Source organism: Amycolatopsis sp. NPDC005003 (assembly GCF_053600695.1).
The window spans coordinates 39,203-55,911 of sequence record NZ_JBSGAI010000036.1; the positions used below are offsets into that span (position 1 = coordinate 39,203).

The 16,709-nt window shown below is 72.1% G+C and carries 17 protein-coding genes; 7 read left to right on the forward strand and 10 right to left on the reverse strand.

Annotation, left to right across the window (positions count from 1 at the left end; translation table 11 throughout):
- Nucleotides 1-430 precede the first annotated feature (430 nt).
- Nucleotides 431-1,771 (reverse strand): crotonyl-CoA carboxylase/reductase, encoded by a 1,341-nt coding sequence (gene ccrA, locus ACWED2_RS33870; protein WP_449694583.1) that lies wholly within the window; start codon nt 1,769-1,771, stop codon nt 431-433.
- Nucleotides 1,772-1,973: 202 nt separating this feature from the next.
- Here ccrA and ACWED2_RS33875 point away from each other — a divergent pair, with 202 nt between their 5' ends.
- Together ACWED2_RS33875 and ACWED2_RS33880 are read left to right on the forward strand one after the other, a co-directional pair.
- Nucleotides 1,974-2,342, forward strand: coding sequence for an SPW repeat domain-containing protein (locus ACWED2_RS33875; RefSeq protein WP_071831581.1), 369 nt, complete (start codon nt 1,974-1,976; stop codon nt 2,340-2,342).
- 19 nt (nt 2,343-2,361) lie between these two features.
- Nucleotides 2,362-2,934, forward strand: a complete 573-nt coding sequence (locus ACWED2_RS33880; protein WP_449662664.1) for a TetR/AcrR family transcriptional regulator — start codon at nt 2,362-2,364, stop codon at nt 2,932-2,934.
- Between the two features lie 244 nt (nt 2,935-3,178).
- Here the strand turns inward: ACWED2_RS33880 and mce are convergent, their stop codons facing one another.
- Entirely contained in the window at nt 3,179-3,634 is a 456-nt protein-coding gene (gene mce / locus ACWED2_RS33885) for a methylmalonyl-CoA epimerase (RefSeq protein WP_449694584.1), read from the reverse strand.
- 137 nt (nt 3,635-3,771) lie between these two features.
- Between mce and ACWED2_RS33890 the strand changes: the two genes are divergently transcribed.
- The 3 genes from ACWED2_RS33890 (at nt 3,772) to ACWED2_RS33900 (ending at nt 6,913) form a co-directional block, all read left to right on the forward strand.
- A complete protein-coding gene (locus tag ACWED2_RS33890; protein ID WP_449694585.1) occupies nt 3,772-4,959 on the forward strand; it encodes an acetyl-CoA C-acetyltransferase in 1,188 nt (395 codons plus the stop codon).
- Nucleotides 4,960-5,925, forward strand: a complete 966-nt coding sequence (meaB, locus tag ACWED2_RS33895; RefSeq protein WP_449694586.1) for a methylmalonyl Co-A mutase-associated GTPase MeaB — start codon at nt 4,960-4,962, stop codon at nt 5,923-5,925. It abuts the gene before it with no gap.
- Nucleotides 5,926-6,187: 262 nt separating this feature from the next.
- Nucleotides 6,188-6,913 (forward strand): peptidylprolyl isomerase, encoded by a 726-nt coding sequence (locus ACWED2_RS33900; protein ID WP_449694587.1) that lies wholly within the window; start codon nt 6,188-6,190, stop codon nt 6,911-6,913.
- Nucleotides 6,914-7,174: 261 nt separating this feature from the next.
- Here ACWED2_RS33900 and pdxR read toward each other — a convergent pair whose 3' ends face one another.
- Nucleotides 7,175-8,557 carry a MocR-like pyridoxine biosynthesis transcription factor PdxR gene (pdxR, locus tag ACWED2_RS33905; protein ID WP_449694588.1) on the reverse strand — a complete coding sequence of 461 codons (1,383 nt, stop codon included), beginning with the start codon at nt 8,555-8,557 and terminating at the stop codon, nt 7,175-7,177.
- Nucleotides 8,558-8,603: 46 nt separating this feature from the next.
- Here pdxR and ACWED2_RS33910 point away from each other — a divergent pair, with 46 nt between their 5' ends.
- Both ACWED2_RS33910 and ACWED2_RS33915 read left to right on the forward strand, forming a co-directional pair.
- The gene (locus tag ACWED2_RS33910; RefSeq protein ID WP_449694589.1) at nt 8,604-9,065 is read left to right on the forward strand and encodes a carboxymuconolactone decarboxylase family protein; all 462 of its coding nucleotides are present in this window, start codon (nt 8,604-8,606) and stop codon (nt 9,063-9,065) included.
- Nucleotides 9,062-9,799 carry an isocitrate lyase/PEP mutase family protein gene (locus ACWED2_RS33915; protein ID WP_449694590.1) on the forward strand — a complete coding sequence of 246 codons (738 nt, stop codon included), beginning with the start codon at nt 9,062-9,064 and terminating at the stop codon, nt 9,797-9,799. The genes ACWED2_RS33910 and ACWED2_RS33915 overlap by 4 nt, the downstream gene beginning before the upstream one ends.
- 66 nt (nt 9,800-9,865) lie before the next feature.
- Here ACWED2_RS33915 and ACWED2_RS33920 read toward each other — a convergent pair whose 3' ends face one another.
- From ACWED2_RS33920 to ACWED2_RS33950, 7 genes are all read right to left on the reverse strand, one after another.
- On the reverse strand, nt 9,866-11,476 hold the full coding sequence (locus ACWED2_RS33920) for a solute symporter family protein (RefSeq protein ID WP_449694591.1): 1,611 nt from the start codon (nt 11,474-11,476) through the stop codon (nt 9,866-9,868).
- Nucleotides 11,473-11,832, reverse strand: a complete 360-nt coding sequence (locus tag ACWED2_RS33925) for a DUF485 domain-containing protein (protein ID WP_449694592.1) — start codon at nt 11,830-11,832, stop codon at nt 11,473-11,475. Before ACWED2_RS33925 ends, ACWED2_RS33920 begins: the two co-directional genes overlap by 4 nt.
- 70 nt (nt 11,833-11,902) lie before the next feature.
- Entirely contained in the window at nt 11,903-13,627 is a 1,725-nt protein-coding gene (locus ACWED2_RS33930; protein ID WP_449694593.1) for a sodium/solute symporter, read from the reverse strand.
- Entirely contained in the window at nt 13,627-13,974 is a 348-nt protein-coding gene (locus ACWED2_RS33935) for a hypothetical protein (protein WP_449694594.1), read from the reverse strand. The genes ACWED2_RS33930 and ACWED2_RS33935 overlap by 1 nt, the downstream gene beginning before the upstream one ends.
- Nucleotides 13,975-14,020: 46 nt before the next feature.
- Nucleotides 14,021-14,776, reverse strand: coding sequence for a LytR/AlgR family response regulator transcription factor (locus tag ACWED2_RS33940; RefSeq protein WP_449694595.1), 756 nt, complete (start codon nt 14,774-14,776; stop codon nt 14,021-14,023).
- Nucleotides 14,773-15,819, reverse strand: coding sequence for a sensor histidine kinase (locus ACWED2_RS33945; RefSeq protein WP_449694596.1), 1,047 nt, complete (start codon nt 15,817-15,819; stop codon nt 14,773-14,775). The genes ACWED2_RS33940 and ACWED2_RS33945 overlap by 4 nt, the downstream gene beginning before the upstream one ends.
- 48 nt (nt 15,820-15,867) lie before the next feature.
- Nucleotides 15,868-16,560: a hypothetical protein gene (locus ACWED2_RS33950; RefSeq protein WP_449694597.1), complete on the reverse strand. Its 693-nt coding sequence runs from the start codon at nt 16,558-16,560 to the stop codon at nt 15,868-15,870.
- Nucleotides 16,561-16,709 lie beyond the last annotated feature (149 nt).

Genomic DNA, 16,709 nt, shown 5'->3' on the forward strand with positions numbered 1-16,709 from the left:
GTAGCCGCAGCCGGGTCACGGAAGGGTGAGCACCCGTGCAGTGCGCCGAACGCGCCGCCTCCCGCGGCGAAAGGAACCCCCGCAACCACCGGATTCTTGGACGGTTCCCGACGCCCCGACCTGGGCACCCGCCGACGCCGCGCTCAGCACGGTTCCCGGCGCCGCGGCGGGGGCGGTTCCCGGCGCCGTGATCGGCGCGGCTGTCGGCGCCCGCGAGCGGGACCGCTTCTCATGCCGCGAGCGGGACGGCATCCAGCGCCGGGAGGGGCCGGTTCTCGTGCACTGGACGCGAGCCGCCTCCGGCGCGGCGAGCTCGTTCTTGTCGCTGGGCTCGGGCCGGTTCCCGGGCGCTGGCCGTGAGCTGTTCCCGGCGCGGGGAGCGAGCCGGTTCCCGGCGCCGGGCCGGCTCCGCTCCCGGCGCCGTCCGGCCTCAGGCGCCGCGGAACGCGTTGATGCCCTCGATGTGCTTCGCCCGCTTCTCTTCGTCGCGGACGCCGAGGCCTTCCTGCGGAGCGAGCGCGAGCACGCCGACCTTGCCCTGGTGGGCGTTGCGGTGCACGTCCAGCGCGGCCTGCCCGGTCTCCTCGAGCGCGTAGGTCTTCGAAAGCGTCGGGTGGATCAGCCCCTTCGCGATCAGCCGGTTCGCCTCCCACGACTCGCGGTAGTTCGCGAAGTGGGAGCCGATGATCCGCTTGAGGTTCATCCACAGGTAGCGGTTGTCGTACTGGTGCATGTACCCCGACGTGGAGGCGCAGGTGACGATCGTGCCGCCCTTGCGCGCGGCGTAGACGGACGCGCCGAACGTCTCCCGGCCCGGGTGCTCGAACACGATGTCCGGGTCCTCGCCGCCGGTCAGCTCGCGGATCCGCGCCCCGAAGCGCTGCCACTCCTTCGGGTCCTGCTCGTCGTCGTTCTTCCAGAACCGGTAGCCCTCGGCGTTGCGGTCGATGATCAGCTCGGCGCCCAGCTTCCGGCAGATCGCCGCCTTCTCGGGGCTGGACACGACGCAGACCGGGATGGCGCCGCCGTTCAGCGCGTACTGCGTCGCGTAGGAGCCGAGGCCCCCGGACGCGCCCCAGATCAGGACGACGTCACCCTGCTTCATGTCCGCACCGTTGCGCGAGACGAGCTGGCGGTAGGCGGTGGAGTTGACGAGGCCGGGCGAGGCGGCCTCTTCCCAGGTCAGGTGGTCCGGCTTCGGCATCAGCTGGTTGGCCTTGACCAGCGCGATCTCGGCGAGGCCGCCGAAGTTGGTCTCGAAGCCCCAGATCCGCTGCTCGGTGTCGAGCATGGTGTCGTTGTGCCCGTCCGGGCCCTCGAGCTCGACGTTCAGGCAGTGCGCGACGACCTCGTCGCCCGGCTTCCAGTTGTGCACGCCGACGCCGGTCCGCAGCACGACGCCGGACAGGTCCGAGCCGACGACGTGGTACGGCAGGTCGTGCCGCTTGGCCAGCGGCGAGAGCTTGCCGTACTTCTTGAGGAACTTGAACGTGGGGATCGGTTCGAAGATCGACGTCCACACGGTGTTGTAGTTGATGGCGCTCGCCATCACCGCGACCAGCGCCTCGCCCGGGCCGAGCTCGGGCACGGGCACGTCGTCGACGTGCAGCGACTTGCGCGGGTCCTTGTCCCGGCTCTCGAGGCCCTCGAACATGTCGACCTCGTCGGCGTGCACGGTCACCCCGCGGTAGCTCTCGGGCACGGGCAACGAGCCCACCGCGGCGGACTCGCCGGTCAGGATGGCCTGCTGAATCTCGCCGAGCTGCGTCATCGGTTCCTCCGCGGGAGACGTGGGGTGCGTTGGCGGCAGAAATTACTCGCGGGTAACACGCGCCCACAACTGTACGAGACGGACAGCACGATTACACGCCGAACTGTGACCGGTTCATCTTGACCGGCTGGCCAGTCAAGCGGATCATCTACGTCGGGTACACCCACCCGACCAGCAGTTTCACCGACGGAGGTGAGCACGAATGAGTGAAGTCTCTACGCGCGCGTGGACCCGGCCGCACGACTGGGCCGAGGTCGTCATCGGGGTGGTCGCCGCTCTTTCACCCCTTTGGCTGAGCACGGACACGACCGCGATGTGGACGATGGTCGTCCTGGGCGCGTTGATCGCTCTCGACGGCCTGGTTTCGCTGGCGATGCCGGGCATGGTCTACGGCGAAGGCATCCAGATCGCGCTCGGCGTGCTGCTGTTCATCGCGCCGTGGGTGATGGGGTACACGGAGTTCAACGGCGCATCCTGGACGTCCTGGATCGCCGGGGTGCTGACGGTCATCGCCGGCGCGGCAGCGATGCCCGTCGCGAACGCCGCACACCGCACGGCCGGTCAGCACTGACGACGCAGGAGGCACGGGAATGACCGAGGATTCGGCGAAGGAGCGCATCCTCTGCGCCGCCGAGGCGCTCTTCGCCGAGTCCGGCTTCGACGCCACCCCGACATCGCGCATCGCGGAGCGGGCCGGGGTGCCGAAGGGGCTGGTGCACTACTACTTCCGCCACAAGTCCGACCTGCTCACGGCGCTCGTCGCCCGGCTGCCCGACGAGCGCATCGAGCCGGCCGTGGTGGTGGTCCCGGGCGACCTGGCGGGCAGCCTCCGCCGGCTGGTGCGCGAGCTCGACCACCGGTTCAGCAGGTCGCTGGGGCTGTCGCACCTGTTGTGGCGCGAGGCGGACACGCACCACGTGGTCCGCGACGCCCTCCACGACCGCTTCCAGGTCCTGGTCCGCCAGGTCCGGGCGGTGATCGTGGCGGCAACGGGCGGAGGGTTGCCGACGGCCGACGTGGATCGGGCGTCGGGTTTGCTGGCCCGGGCGGTCAGCCACCGGCATGCGACGGCCCGCCACTCGGAGGACGACCTGCCGGCGGAGTTCGATGGCGAGCTGACGTTCATCGCGGACGCGCTCGCGTCGAAGGCCGAGCCCGCTTAGCCGGCGGCCAGGGGGCTTCGGCCCGGCTGCGGGTTGCGTTCCGCGGGGTGTGGCCAGGCGGCTTCGGCCCGGCAGCGGGTTGCGTTCCGCGGCGCGTGGCCGGGCGCGGCTCCGCGTTGTCCGCGGTCGCCCCCCGGCGGGACGGGACCGCTCCGCCCCTTGCCTGCCCCGCTCGTTTGTCAGCTGGATGCGGCTTCGCCGGGCCGGAATTGTTGCCGGTGAATGGGTCCGCGACTGGGAAACCTCAGTGCGCGGTGCCGTCCTTGGCCGGCTCCACCAGTTCCACCAGGACGCCGCCCGCGTCCTTGGGGTGGACGAAGTTCACCCGGCTGTTCGATGTGCCCCTCTTCGCCTCCTCGTACAGCATGCGCAGGCCCTTTTCGCGCAGGGCCGCCGCCGCGGCGTCCACATCGGACACGCGGTATGCCAGCTGCTGCAGGCCCGGGCCGCTCTTCGCCAGGAACTTGCCGATCGCCGAGTCGTCCCGGAGCGGGGCCAGGAGCTGGATCTGCGTCTCCGTGCCCGCCGTGCCCGGGGCGCGCAGCATCGCCTCGCGTACCCCCTGCTCCTCGTTCACCTCCTCGTGGGCGACCTCCAGGCCGAAGTGCGCTCGGTGGAACTCGATGGCCGCGTCCAGGTCCGGGACCGCGATGCCGACGTGGTCGATGGCCGTCACGAACGGCTGCAGGGCGTCATTCATGGAGGCAGGATAGGGGGCCCACGCGCCGCGGCGAGGCGGAATCGTCGCGTGCCCCGCCTCACACTGGCTCCATCAAGAAGCCCCGCTGCCGGGTATGGTCGGCGAAACTGCCCATGCGCCGATGCTTGGAGGACGCCGTGTCCGGTTCCGTGATCCTGGGTGCCGCCCGTACGCCGATCGGGCGCCTGCTGGGCTCCCTCAAGGACTTCACGGGCGCCCAGCTGGGCGGGGTCGCGATCAAGGCGGCCCTCGAACGCGCCGGGGTCGCCCCGGAGGCCGTGCAGTACACGATCATGGGCCAGGTGCTGACCGCCGGCGCCGGCCAGATCCCGGCGCGCCAGGCCGCGGTCGCCGCGGGCATCCCGATGAGCGTGCCCGCGCTGACGATCAACAAGGTCTGCCTCTCCGGCCTCGACGCCATCGCGCTCGCCGACCAGCTCATCCGCGCCGGCGAGTTCGACCTCGTCGTCGCCGGCGGCCAGGAGTCGATGACCCAGGCGCCGCACCTGCTCCCCAAGTCGCGCTCCGGCTTCAAGTACGGCGACAGCACCCTCGTCGACCACATGGCCTACGACGGGCTCTTCTGCGCCTTCGACCAGGTCGCCATGGGCTCCTCGACGGAGAAGTACAACTCCCGCTACGGCGTCACCCGCGAGCAGCAGGACGCCTTCTCCGCGCGCTCCCACCAGCGCGCCGCCGAAGCGATCGAGAAGGGCTACTTCGCCGACGAGATCGCGCCGGTCTCCATCCCGCAGCGCAAGGGCGACCCGGTCGTCTTCGACACCGATGAGGGCGTCCGCGCCGACACCACCGCCGAAGGCCTCGCCAAGCTGCGCCCCGCTTTCGCCTCCGACGGCACCATCACCGCGGGCTCGGCCTCGCAGATCTCCGACGGCGCCGCCGCGGTGGTCGTCGCCAGCAAGGCGAAGGCCGAGGAGCTCGGCATCACGCCGCTCGCCGAGATCGGCGCGCACGGTGTCGTCGCCGGGCCCGACGCGAGCCTGCACGAGCAGCCGTCGAACGCCATCCTCGCCGCGCTGGCGAAGGCCGGCCTGACCGCCGACGCGCTCGACCTCGTCGAGATCAACGAGGCCTTCGCCGCCGTCGGGCTCGTCTCCACCGAGAAGCTCGGCCTCGACCCGGAGAAGGTCAACGTCAACGGCGGGGCCATCGCCCTCGGCCACCCGATCGGCGCCTCCGGCGCCCGGCTCGCCGTGCACCTGATCCACGAGCTGCGCCGCCGCGGTGGCGGGCTCGGCGCGGCCGCGCTGTGCGGTGGCGGCGGCCAGGGCGACGCCCTGCTGCTGCGGGTGCCGTCCGCGTAAGTGGCCGGCCCACTCGACCTCGACGACCTCGTCGGCCGCGCGCGGGACGGGCAACCCCGTGCCGTCGCGCGGCTGCTGTCGCTCGTCGAGGACGCCCACCCCCGCGTCGCGGAGATCGCGCGGGCGCTGACCCCGCACACCGGGCGGGCCCGGGTCGTCGGGCTCACCGGACCGCCCGGTGTCGGCAAGTCGACTTCGACGTCGGCGCTGCTCACCGCGTTGCGCGCGGAAGGTAAGCGGGTCGGGGTGCTCGCCATCGACCCGTCTTCGCCGTTTTCGGGCGGAGCACTGCTCGGCGACCGGATCCGGATGACCGAGCACGCCACCGACCCCGGCGTGTTCATCCGCTCGATGGCGACGCGCGGGCACCTCGGTGGGCTCTCCTGGGCGACCCCTCAAGCGGTGCGCGTGCTCGACGCGGCCGGCTTCGACGTCGTGCTGATCGAGACCGTCGGTGTCGGGCAGTCCGAAGTGGACGTCGTGAAGCTCGCCGACACCACGGTGGTGCTGCTCGCCCCGGGCATGGGCGACGGCATCCAGGCCGCGAAGGCCGGCGTGCTGGAGATCGCCGACGTCTTCGTCGTCAACAAGGCCGACCGCGAAGGCGCCGACGCCACGGTGCACGACCTCAAGCAGATGATCTCGCTGGCCCGGCGGGAGATCCGCGGACCCAGCTGGCGCCAGCCGATCGTGCGGACCGTCGCGGCGAAGGGCGAGGGTGTGGACGATGTCGTGCAGGCGCTGGCCGCGCACCACGACTGGCTGGTCGGGCACGACGAGCTGGCCCGGCGCCGGGTCGCCCGGGCGCGCGACGAGGTCGAGGCCATCGCGCTCCGGCGGTTGCGCGCCGAGCTCGTGGACCTGCGTGGCGGGGGACGGCTCGCCGGGGCCGCCGAGCGGGTCGTGGCGCGGGAGCTCGATCCGTTCGCCGCCGCCGAGGAACTGATCGCGGACCTTCGAGGCTAGCGCGGACGCGAGCCGCGCGAGCAGAAACCGTGCCACTGCAACGGGTCTTCGCCGAACTGCCATGCTGCCCTCCCTGCTCGTGCGGCGGGTTTGCCGCGTGCTGACCATCGTGCGCCGGGGGTCCGACAATTTCCGGGGTGCGGGCGCCGAGGTTCACCCGATGAGCTGACAGGGGGCGACTTTCGCCGGTTCTGGCTGTCGGTGCCGGGCCCTAGACTGCGGGGCGCTCCGGAACCGGGCGATCACTGGGAGGGCGTGCAGCATGAAGAGGACACTTCTCACCGCGCTGGCGGCGGGCGCGTTGTTCGTAGCCGGGAACGGCGTCGCCGCGGCGGCCGACGCCCCGCCGCCGAAGACGACCCACGGGCCTTGCCAGTACACCGAAACGCCGGACGAACCGCCCGCGCGGCCGGTGCCGCTGCCGCCCGACCCGCGGCACACGCCGAACCACGGCAAGGTCGACGTCGCCATCCCGACCAGCCAGGGTGCGCTGCCGCTGCGGCTGGACCGCGCGAAGGCGCCGTGCACGGTGCAGAGCTTCCTGCACCTGGCGCGGCACCGGTTCTACGACCACACGGTGTGCCACCGGCTCACCGCGTACCCGACGTTGAAGGTGCTGCAGTGCGGCGACCCGACCGCCACCGGCGAAGGCGGGCCGGGCTACAAGTACCAGGACGAGCTGCCGGTGGACCTGCCGCCGGCGCCGACCGACCCGACCGGCGCCCGGCGCGTCTACGCGCGCGGTCTGCTGGCGATGGCCAACGCGGGGCCGGACACGAACGGTTCACAGTTCTTCGTCGTGTACGGCGATTCCGCGCTGCGGCCGAACTACACGGTGTTCGGCACGGTCGGCGCGGAAGGGTTGCGGACGCTGGACAAGGTTGCGGCCGGCGGGATCCAGCCGACCGCGGAGGACCCGGCGCCGGTCGATGGGACGCCGGTGCTGCGGACGGAATTGCTGCGGGTTCGGCCGGACTGCTGGTTCTGACGGTGGCCGCGGGCCGCTCCGGTGGGGCGGCCCGCGGGCATCGCCCGTGCTTGGCGGGGTATCGCGTGTGATCGGGCGGGCTTCATGCGTGACTGAAGGGGCATCACGTGTGATTGGCGGGGCATCTCGCGTACCTGGATGGACGAATCGCGTGCCGGGAGGGTCGGTTCGCGTGCCTGGAGAGTCGGCTCGCGTGATGGAAGCCGGAACTCGTGTGATTGGGGACGGAACTCGTGTGATTGGGGGCGGAAGTGGCATGGGTTAGGGGGTTACTTCGGCCAGGGCCTCTACCAGGTTTCGGGTTGCTCCGGTGAAGGCGTGGGCCGGGGTTGCCGCGTAGCCGACGATGAGGCCGCCAGGCCGGTCGGGGGTCATCCAGTGGCTGGAGAGGCCTTCGATGCCGATCGATCGGCGGCGGCAGGCCGCCAGGGCGGTGGCCTCGGAGGGGCCGTCCGGGGGAAGCATGAGGAGGAGGTGCAGGCCCGCCGCGATGCCGTGCGGGCGGACGGAAGCCGGCAGGGCCGCCAGGAGGCGGGTGCGGCGGGAGCGGTACTCCGCGCGGCTGCGGCGGACGTGCCGGTCGTAGGCACCCGAGTCGATCAGCTCCGCCAGCGCCAGCTGGTTCAGCAACGCCGGACGCGAACCGCTGTCGGCCATCGCCGCGCGGACCGGCTCCACCAGCGAGCGTGGCAGCACCAGCCACGCGAGGCGGAGCGCCGGGGCGAGCGTCTTGCTGGCCGTGCCCGCGTACACCACCCGCTCCGGCGCCAGCGCCTGCAATGCCCCGACCTGCTGGCGGTCGAAGCGGAACTCGCCGTCGTAGTCGTCCTCCAGCACGAACGCGCCCGATTCGCCCGCCCAGCGGGCCAGCGCCGCCCGGCGCGGTGGGGCCAGGGTGACGCCGGTGGGGTACTGGTGCGCCGGGGTGACGACCACCGCCGGACTGTCCAATGCGGACACGTCGATGCCGTGGCCGTCGACGTCCACGCCGACGATCCGCGGGCCCTGCGCCGCCGCGATCGACCGGTACATGCCCAGCGAAGGGTTCTCGAACGCCATTTCGCCCGTCCCCAAAGAGAACAAAGCCCGGGACACCACCGCGATGGCGTGCGAAAACCCGTGGCACACCACGATCCGCGCCGGGTCGGCTACCACCCCGCGGGCCCGGGCCAGGTAGCCGGCGAGGGTGTCCCGCAGCTCCGGCGCGCCCAGCTCCGACTCGTAGCCGAACGCCGACGCCGGCGTCCGCAGCAGGGCCCGGCGGGTCGCGGTGAGCCACGCCTGCCGCGGGAACGCCGTCAGGTCCGGCCGGCCCGGCCGCAGGTCCCAGCGCGGCGCCGGATCGCGTGGGGCCTGCCGCGGCGCGGACTGGGGCAGCGAGCCCGCCGTCGCCACCCGGGTCGGCGCGCCCTGGGCCGTGCGCAGGTAGCCCTCGGCCGCCAGGTCGGCGTACACGCGCGTGACCGTGCCGCGAGCGACGCCCAGGTCGTGGGCCAGCGAGCGCGTCGAGGGCACCGCCGCGCCCGCCTGCCACCGGCCGTCCCGGATGGCCGCGCGGATCGCCGCCGCGAGCCCGGCGCGGCCGGACGCGGGCTGCCAGCCGAGGTGGACGTCGAGCCCGGAACTGGACCACGATTCCGTCATGTGACTGGACCATACCCGTGGACCAGTTCGCACTAGCGTGGACGGCATGACCAAGCGAATCGGGCTCGGGGGCGCTCCCGAGCTCTACCAGGCGATGGCGAACCTGCAGGCCGAGGTCAACAAGGCAGGCGCCAACGCGGGGCTCGACCCCAAGCTGCTGGAACTGGTGAAGACCCGCGCGTCGCAGATCAACGGCTGCGCGTACTGCCTCGACATGCACTCCCGCGACGCGCTCGAGCTGGGCGAGTCACCGCGCCGGCTGTTCGTGCTCGACGGCTGGCGGGAGACCGACCTGTTCACCGAGCAGGAGCAGGCCGCCCTCGCCCTGACCGAAGCGATGACCAAGCTGTCCGCGACGCAGACCGTGCCGGACGACGTCTACGAGCAGGCCGCGAAGGTGTTCACCGAGGACCAGTACCGCGCGGTCGCGTGGGAGATCATCGCCATCAACAGCTGGAACCGGATGACCATCACCAGCCACACACCGCTGCCGAAGCGGGACGCGTGACCGCCGCCGCGCTCAAGGCACTGCACGTTCCCGGCAAGCCGCTGGTCCTGCCGAACGTCTGGGACGCCGACACCGCGAAGCTCGTCGAGGCCGCCGGGTTCCCCGCGGTCGCGACCAGCTCGGTCGCCGTGGCGGCCGCGCTCGGCTTCGCCGACGGCGAGCAGGCACCCGCGGCCGAGATGTTCGCCGCCGCCGCACGGATCGCGAAGGCGGTTGGCGTCCCGGTGACAGTCGACGCCGAGTCGGGCTACGGCCTCTCCGGCGCCGAACTGGCAGCCCGGCTGCGAGACGCGGGCGCCGTCGGCTGCAACTTCGAGGACACCGACCACACCACCGGCGACGTCCGGCCGGTCGGCGAGCAGGCGGCCCGGATCGCCGCCCTGCGCGAGGCGGCGGGCGACGGCCTGGTGATCAACGCCCGCGTCGACTCCTTCCGTGGCGTGGACGCGAAAGAGGCCCTCGAAGCGGGCATCGCCCGGGCGAAGGCCTACCTCGAAGCGGGCGCCGACTGCGTCTACCCGATCCACCTGAAGACGCCGGAGCTGATCGCCGAGTTCGTGCGGGAGACCGGCGGCGCGGTCAACGTGACCGCGTGGCCGGGCAGCCCGGGCCTGGAAATCCTCGCCGGTCTGGGGGTGGCGAGGATTTCGCTGGGCGGCGGGCTCTGGCAGTACCTGCGGAAGCAGTTCGAGGCGGCCGTGGCAGGTGTCGCGCAGGGCAAGCTGCCGTACTGAAAATGGCCGAAGGCCGCCGCGAGGGGATCGGGAACACCCTCGCGACGGCCTTCGGGGTCGGTGGAGCTAGTGCACCACAGCCTTTTCGGCGCCCGCGCCGGTGAGGGAGCGGACCTCCATCTCGGCGTACTTCTTCTCGTCGTGCTCCTTGGACAGGATCGTGCCCAGCCAGCCGAGGATGAACGCGGCCGGGATGGAGACGATGCCCGGGTTGGGGAGCGGGAACCAGGCGAAGTCCGCCGTCTTGATCATCGACGTCGCCTTGCCCGACACCGCGGGCGAGAAGATGATCAGGATGATCGTGATGGCCAGGCCGCCGTAGATCGACCACAGCGCGCCCTGGGTGTTGAACCGCTTCCAGAACAGCGAGTAGATGATCGTCGGCAGGTTCGCCGAGGCCGCCACCGCGAAGGCCAGCGCGACCAGGAACGCCACGTTCTGCCCGTTGGCCAGGATGCCGCCGCCGATGGCGAGGGCGCCGATCACCACCGCGGTGATCCGGGCGACCTTGACCTCCGAGTCCGGCGACGTCTTGCCGCGCTTCACGACGTTCGCGTAGACGTCGTGGGCGAAGGACGCCGACGCCGTGATCGTCAGGCCGGCGACCACCGCGAGGATCGTCGCGAAGGCGATCGCGGAGATCAGGCCCAGCAGCACCGGACCGCCCAGCTCCAAAGCCAGCAGCGGCGCGGCGGAGTTCACCCCGCCCGGCGCCTTCTTGATCGCGTCCGGCCCGACCAGCGCACCCGCGCCGTAGCCGAGCACCAGCGTGAACAGGTAGAACACACCGATCAGGACGATCGCCCAGACCACCGAGCGCCGCGCGTCGCGGGCCGTCGGCACCGTGTAGAAGCGCATCAGGACGTGCGGCAGACCCGCCGTGCCCAGCACCAGCGCGATGCCGAGGGAGAGGAAGTCCAGCTTCGACGTCCCGGTGGCGCCGTACTGCTTGCCCGGGCCGAGCAGCGTCTGCCCGGCCTTGCCCGCCTTGTCGACGGCGGCCTGCAGCAGCTGCGAGAAGTTGAAGCCGTACTTGCCGAGCACCCACAGCGTGATCACGAGCGCGCCGACGATCAGCAGCGCGGCCTTGATGATCTGCACCCAGGTGGTGCCCTTCATGCCGCCGATCAGGACGTAGGCGATCATGATGATGCCGACCACGGTGATCACCAGCGCCTGCCCGACGCCGCTGTCGATCCCGAGCAGCAGGGCCACCAGGCCGCCGGCGCCCGCCATCTGCGCGAGCAGGTAGAAGAACGACACGGCCAGCGTGGACGTCGCGGCCGCCGCCCGCACCGGGCGCTGCTTCATCCGGAACGCCAGGACGTCGCCCATGGTGAACTTGCCGGTGTTGCGCAGCAGTTCCGCGACCAGCAGCAGCGCGACGAGCCACGCCACCAGGAAGCCGATCGAGTAGAGGAAGCCGTCGTAGCCGTTGATGGCGATCGCGCCGGCGATGCCGAGGAACGACGCCGCCGAAAGGTAGTCACCCGAGATGGCGATGCCGTTCTGCGGGCCGGTGAACGCGCGGCCGGCGGCGTAGTAGTCCGACGCCGTCTTCGTGTTGCGGCTGGCCCGGAACACGATCACCAGGGTGATGACGACGAAGAGGGCGAAGATGCTGATGTTGAGGGCGGAATTGCTGCCTTCCACGCCCGCGGCGAGCGTCGCGTTCATTCGTGCTCCTTCGCGGTGCCCTTTTCGATGTCCTCACGGATCTTCTCGGCGACCGGGTCCAGCTTCCGGTTGGCGTACCGGACGTAGAGGCCGGTGATCACGAACGTCGAGACGAACTGCAGCAGCCCGAAGATCAGGCCGATGTTGATGTTGCCGACGACCTTGGTGCTCATGAAGCCGTGCGCGTAGTCCGCCAGCAGCACGTACAGCAGGTACCAGACGAGGAACAGCGCCGTCATCGGGAAGACGAACCGGCGCAGGCGGCTGCGCAGCTCCCGGAACTCGGTGCTCTCGTGTGCTCGCTCCCAGATCGTCTCGGATGTCTCCGGGGGCCCGCCGGTGTCCGTCGTGCTCATCGCTGCTCCCTGCGACGCTGCGGAAAGTGACCTGGGACACCGTAGGGACGCGTGAGTCTTGTGTGAAGATTCAGCGGTTCAACAGCCGGGTCAGACGACGAACGGTTGACGAACGGTCACGCGGTCCGGTCGAACGGGGTTCGTCGAGGTGGAGGCGCAACATCGCCGCCGTCGACCAGCCGGGGGGTCTGCCCCGCAGGGAGACCAGCGCCATTGCGCCGAACGCCAACGGTACCGACCAGGGCGCCGGTTGCTGCACCAGGATCGCCACCCAGCCGTGCAGCGGCGGCCCGGCGAGGGCGAACAGGATCGAGGCGGTCGACGCCACCAGCCCGGTCAGCACGCCGGCGATCCCGCCGGCCGCGGTCAGCCGCGGCCACCAGATGCCGAGCACCAGCAGCGGGCAGAACGTCGACGCGGCCACCGTGAACCCCCACGTGACCAGGACGCCGGCGTCGAGCTCGGCCGAGCGCAGCGCCAGCAGCACCATCACCCCGGCGACGCCGAACACCGCGATCCGCAGCCGCCGCAGCCCGCCGGGGACGAGGTCGTGCGCGAGCGCGCCGGACATCACCAGCAGCAGGCCGAGCGACGTCGCCAGGAACGCGGCGAACGCGCCCGCCGTCAGCAGCGCCGTGAACAGGCCACCCGCCCAGCCGCTGTCCACCTGGTACGGGAGCGCGACGACCACCGTGTCGGTGGCGCCCGAGAGGTACAGCCCGGGGACGAGCACCCGGCCGAGCACGCCGTAGACGCCGGGGAAGAGGTAGAAGACGCCGAGCAGCGCGACCGTGATCGCCGCGGTGCGGCGCGCGGCGCGGCCGTCCGGGCTGGTGTGGAAGCGCATCAGGACGTGCGGCAGACCCATCGTGCCCAGCATGGTCGCGATGAGGACGGCCCACGTGCCTAGCAGCGGGTAGCCCTGGTCGCCGAGGTCGAGCAGCGGCCGCCGCCAGTCGGGGCCGCCCAGTGCGGCGCCGCCGCGGACCGCGGGGACGGCCGCGCCCGTGCCGAACACGACGACGTCCTGGCTGTGCGCGGTGAACTCGCCCGGCGGCAGCGTTTCGACGACGTCGTTGCGGCGCACCGGGGTCGGTTCGCGGATCTCCATGGTGACGTCGACCTCGAACCGCACCGGTGTCTCGCGGGCGAAGTGGGTGAACTCGACGGGGTTGAGCGCGTCGGTCCGGTTGACCGCGCCGGCCTGCAGCACCAGCCAGATCGCCGGGATGAGGAACAGCAGCAGCTTCAGGACGAACTGGAACGCCTGCACGTACGTCGCCGCGCGCATGCCGCCCAGCGCCAGGGTGACGCTGACCGCGGCGCCGGCCAGCACCACGCCGACCCAGTACGGGGTGCCGCCGACCGCGGCGAGCACCAGGCCTGCAGTGCGGAACTGCGGGACGACGTAGATCGTGCCGATCACCAGGACGACCACGGCGGCCAGGCGGCGCAGGGCGGGGGAGTTGAGCCGGGCCTCGGCGAAGTCGGGGACGGTCAGCGCGCCCGACCGCCGCATCGGCGCGGCGACGAGCACGAGCATCGCGATGTACCCGGCGGTGAAGCCGACCGGGTACCACAGCGCCCCGATGCCGTCCTTGACGACGAGCCCGGCGATGCCGAGGAAGGAGGCCGCCGACAGGTACTCGCCCGAGACGGCGGCCGAGTTCACCAGCGGCGAGATGCGGCGGGACGCGACGAGGAAGTCCGACGTCGTCCGCATCGCGGCGACCCCGCGGACGCCGATCAGCAGCGTCACGAGCACCACCGGCGCGACGGCGAGCGCGACGCCCACTACTCGTCCTCGAGACGTTCGGCGCGGCGCAGCTGCCAGCGGGCCAGCAGCGCCATCGCCGGGTACGGGAGGACCGCGAGCATCAGCCAGGACAGCGGAATGCCCAGCAGCCGCACGGAGTCCAGGACCGGGAACAGCGCGAAGACGCCCGGGAGGCCGAGCAGCAGCGCGAACATGAGGACCAGCGCGGGGATGCCGCGACGGCGCTGGGCGGTGTAAAGGGTGGTGGCGCGCTGGGTGTCGCCCGCGGGGAGCCGGGGCTGGCGCCAGCGGCCGCGCGACCGGCGGCGCGCGTGGGCCAGCCGGGTCTGCGGGCTGGTGACGGCGACCCGGCGGATCTTGCTCATCGCGGACCCGGCCGGGGTACGGCGGCGGCGAGCCGCGGGCGCGCGGTCATCGCGGATCGGATCCGAGCTGGCCGCGCTGCGCGGCTTCCAGCAGCCGGTCGCGCAGGTCGCGTGCGTGACGGCGGCTGACCGGGACGTCGCCCGCCTCCGTGTGGGCCAGCAGCCCGCCCGCCGTGTCGCTGCGCAGCTCCAGCACCGCCCCCACGGCCAGCAGGAAACCCCGGTGGACGCGGCTGAACCCCGTGCCCTCCCAGTACTCCTCCAGCCGCGAGATCGGCATCCGCACCAGGTGGACGCCGCCGCGGGTGTGCAGGCGGACGTAGTCGCCGTGCGCCTCCACGAACAGGACGTCGTCGCGGCGGACGTACCGCGTCCGCCCGCCCGACTCGACCGGCAGCGCCGCCATCGCGTCCGGGGTCGGCCGCGACGCCGGGGTCGCCATCCGCAGCACCTTCGCCAGCGCCGCGGACAGCCGTTCGGTGCGGACCGGCTTGAGCAGGTAGTCGACCGCGCCGATGCCGTACGCCGCCACCGCGTGCCCGTCGTGCGCGGTGACGAACACGATCACCGGCGGCTCGCTCAGCTTCGCCAGCAGCGACGCCAGTTCGAGCCCGTCGAGCCCCGGCATCGAGATGTCGAGGAACACCGCGTCGAAGCGATCCGCCTGAAGCAGCTTCAACGCCTTCAGCGCGTCTGCCGCGCCGACGACTTCGCCGACTTCGGGCGCTTCGCGCAGCATGCAGCAGAGTTCGTCCAGCGCCGGCGGCAGGTCGTCGACCGCGAGCACCCGGAGGCCCGTCACGGCAGCACCCCCGGCTGGAACCGCGGCACCCGCACGATCACCCGGGTGCCCGCCCCGACCTCGGTTTCCACGGTGAGGCCGTACCAGGCGCCGTAGACGTCCCGTAGTCGTCTGTCCACATTGGCCAGTCCGAGCCCGGCCGGGTCGTCCTCGCCGACGCGGCCGGCGAGGAGGTCCGCCGCCCGCTTCGGGTCCATGCCGACCCCGTCGTCCTCGACGAAGATCACGCAGTCGTTCCCTTCCGCCTGGCCGTGCACCTGGACCTGCCCGGTGCCCGACCGCGGCTCGATGCCGTGCCGGATCGCGTTCTCCACCAAAGGCTCCAGCACCAGGTACGGCACGGCCACGGCGAGGATCTCCGGCGCCACCCGCACCTGGACGCGCAGCCGCTCGCCGAGCACCGCCTTCTGCAGCGCCAGGTACGTCTCGATCGCGCGGAACTCCTCGGCGACGACGGTGTACTCGCCGTGGCGGGCCAGGCTGTAGCGGGTGTAGTCGGCGAAGTCGAGCATGAGGTCCCGCGCGCGGTCGGGGTCCGACCGCACCAGCGACGCGATCACGGTCAGCGCGTTGTAGACGAAGTGCGGCGACATCTCCGCCCGCAGCGCCCGCAGCTCGGCCTGCGCCGCCTGTTCCGCGGACGCTTCGAGCCGGCCGCGTTCCAGCGCCTGCACGACGAGGTCGGCGGCCTGGGCCGCGACCGCGTCCCGGACGTCCCCGACCACCAGCAGCGCCCCGGCCAGCTCGTCGCGGACGTGCAGCGGCAGCACCAGGACGTCCGGCGCCGAGCCGGGTTCTTCGCTGTGGAGCACGCCGTCGAGCACCGTCGCGACGACCTCGTCCGGCCCCGGCCGCCCCGACCACAGCAGGGATCCGGACAGGTCGGTGAGGCCGAGCCCCGGGAAGCCGAAGAGCCGGCGCAGGCGGTGCGCGGCCCGGCGGGCGGGCATGCCCGACAGGCCGTCGCGCAGGTCGTCGGTGATGCGGCGGGCGGCGGCGAGCACCGGCAGCGGGTCGGCGCGGGACGCCGGGCGCAGGTGCACGGTCGGGCCTCCCCTCGGCGGCGGTGTCCAGGGCAGTAGATCCTACGGCTACGCGGGCCCGTCGCGGTCGGCCAGCACCTGGGCGTGGCGGCGGAAGCGGCGCCAGGTCCGGTACTGGTCGATCGGCGTGACGTTGCCCAGCAGGCTGGAGTTCGCCGGGTACGGCCGGTCCGGCAGCGAAATCCACCCGGTCGTGCGAGTTTCCTTGACGGCCACCGGCACCGGCCGGAACGTCGTCGGGTCGAGGCCGTCGCTGTGCCGGACGACCTCGTCGAAGAACCACGCCGACGTGATCAGGGCCAGCACGCCGCGGGACGCCTTGAGCGCCTCCTTCAGCGGCTTCGCCTCCAGCAGCCGGAACGTCTGGTTGATCGCCGGTGCGGTGACGCCGTGGTCGTCGTAGGCGATCTCGCCGGCGTGCAGCGCCATCCGGAGCCGGATCCGGGCCCCGGGATCGTGCGTGCGGTTGTGCCGGTGCAGCGCGACGGCGAGCGCGGCGGGCAGGAACTCGACGAAGTTCCCCTTCGGGATCTCCGGCGGGACCAGGACGAAAACGCCGTCGCCGCAGTCGTCGGGGCGGCAGTCCCGCCACGGCACGCCGGCGTCGTCGAACGCCCGGTCCAGCGCGCGGTAGAGCCCCGCCCGCAGCGCCAGGCGGTCGGGCGTGGTCCTGCGCTGATCGCCGTAGCCCTCGACGTCCACGGCGAAGATCGTCCGGTGCAAAGCCGGCTCGTAGTTCATCGCACCCTCCCTGCGATCATGCATCCGGAAGTGCAGATGCATGTGCAGATGAGTGTGACGCGGGACACCCGTCCGGGGAAACGGGTGGTGCGGTGAGCGGTTCCCTCACCGCGGTGACCGGTAGTGGCCGATCACTGGCGGTGAACACC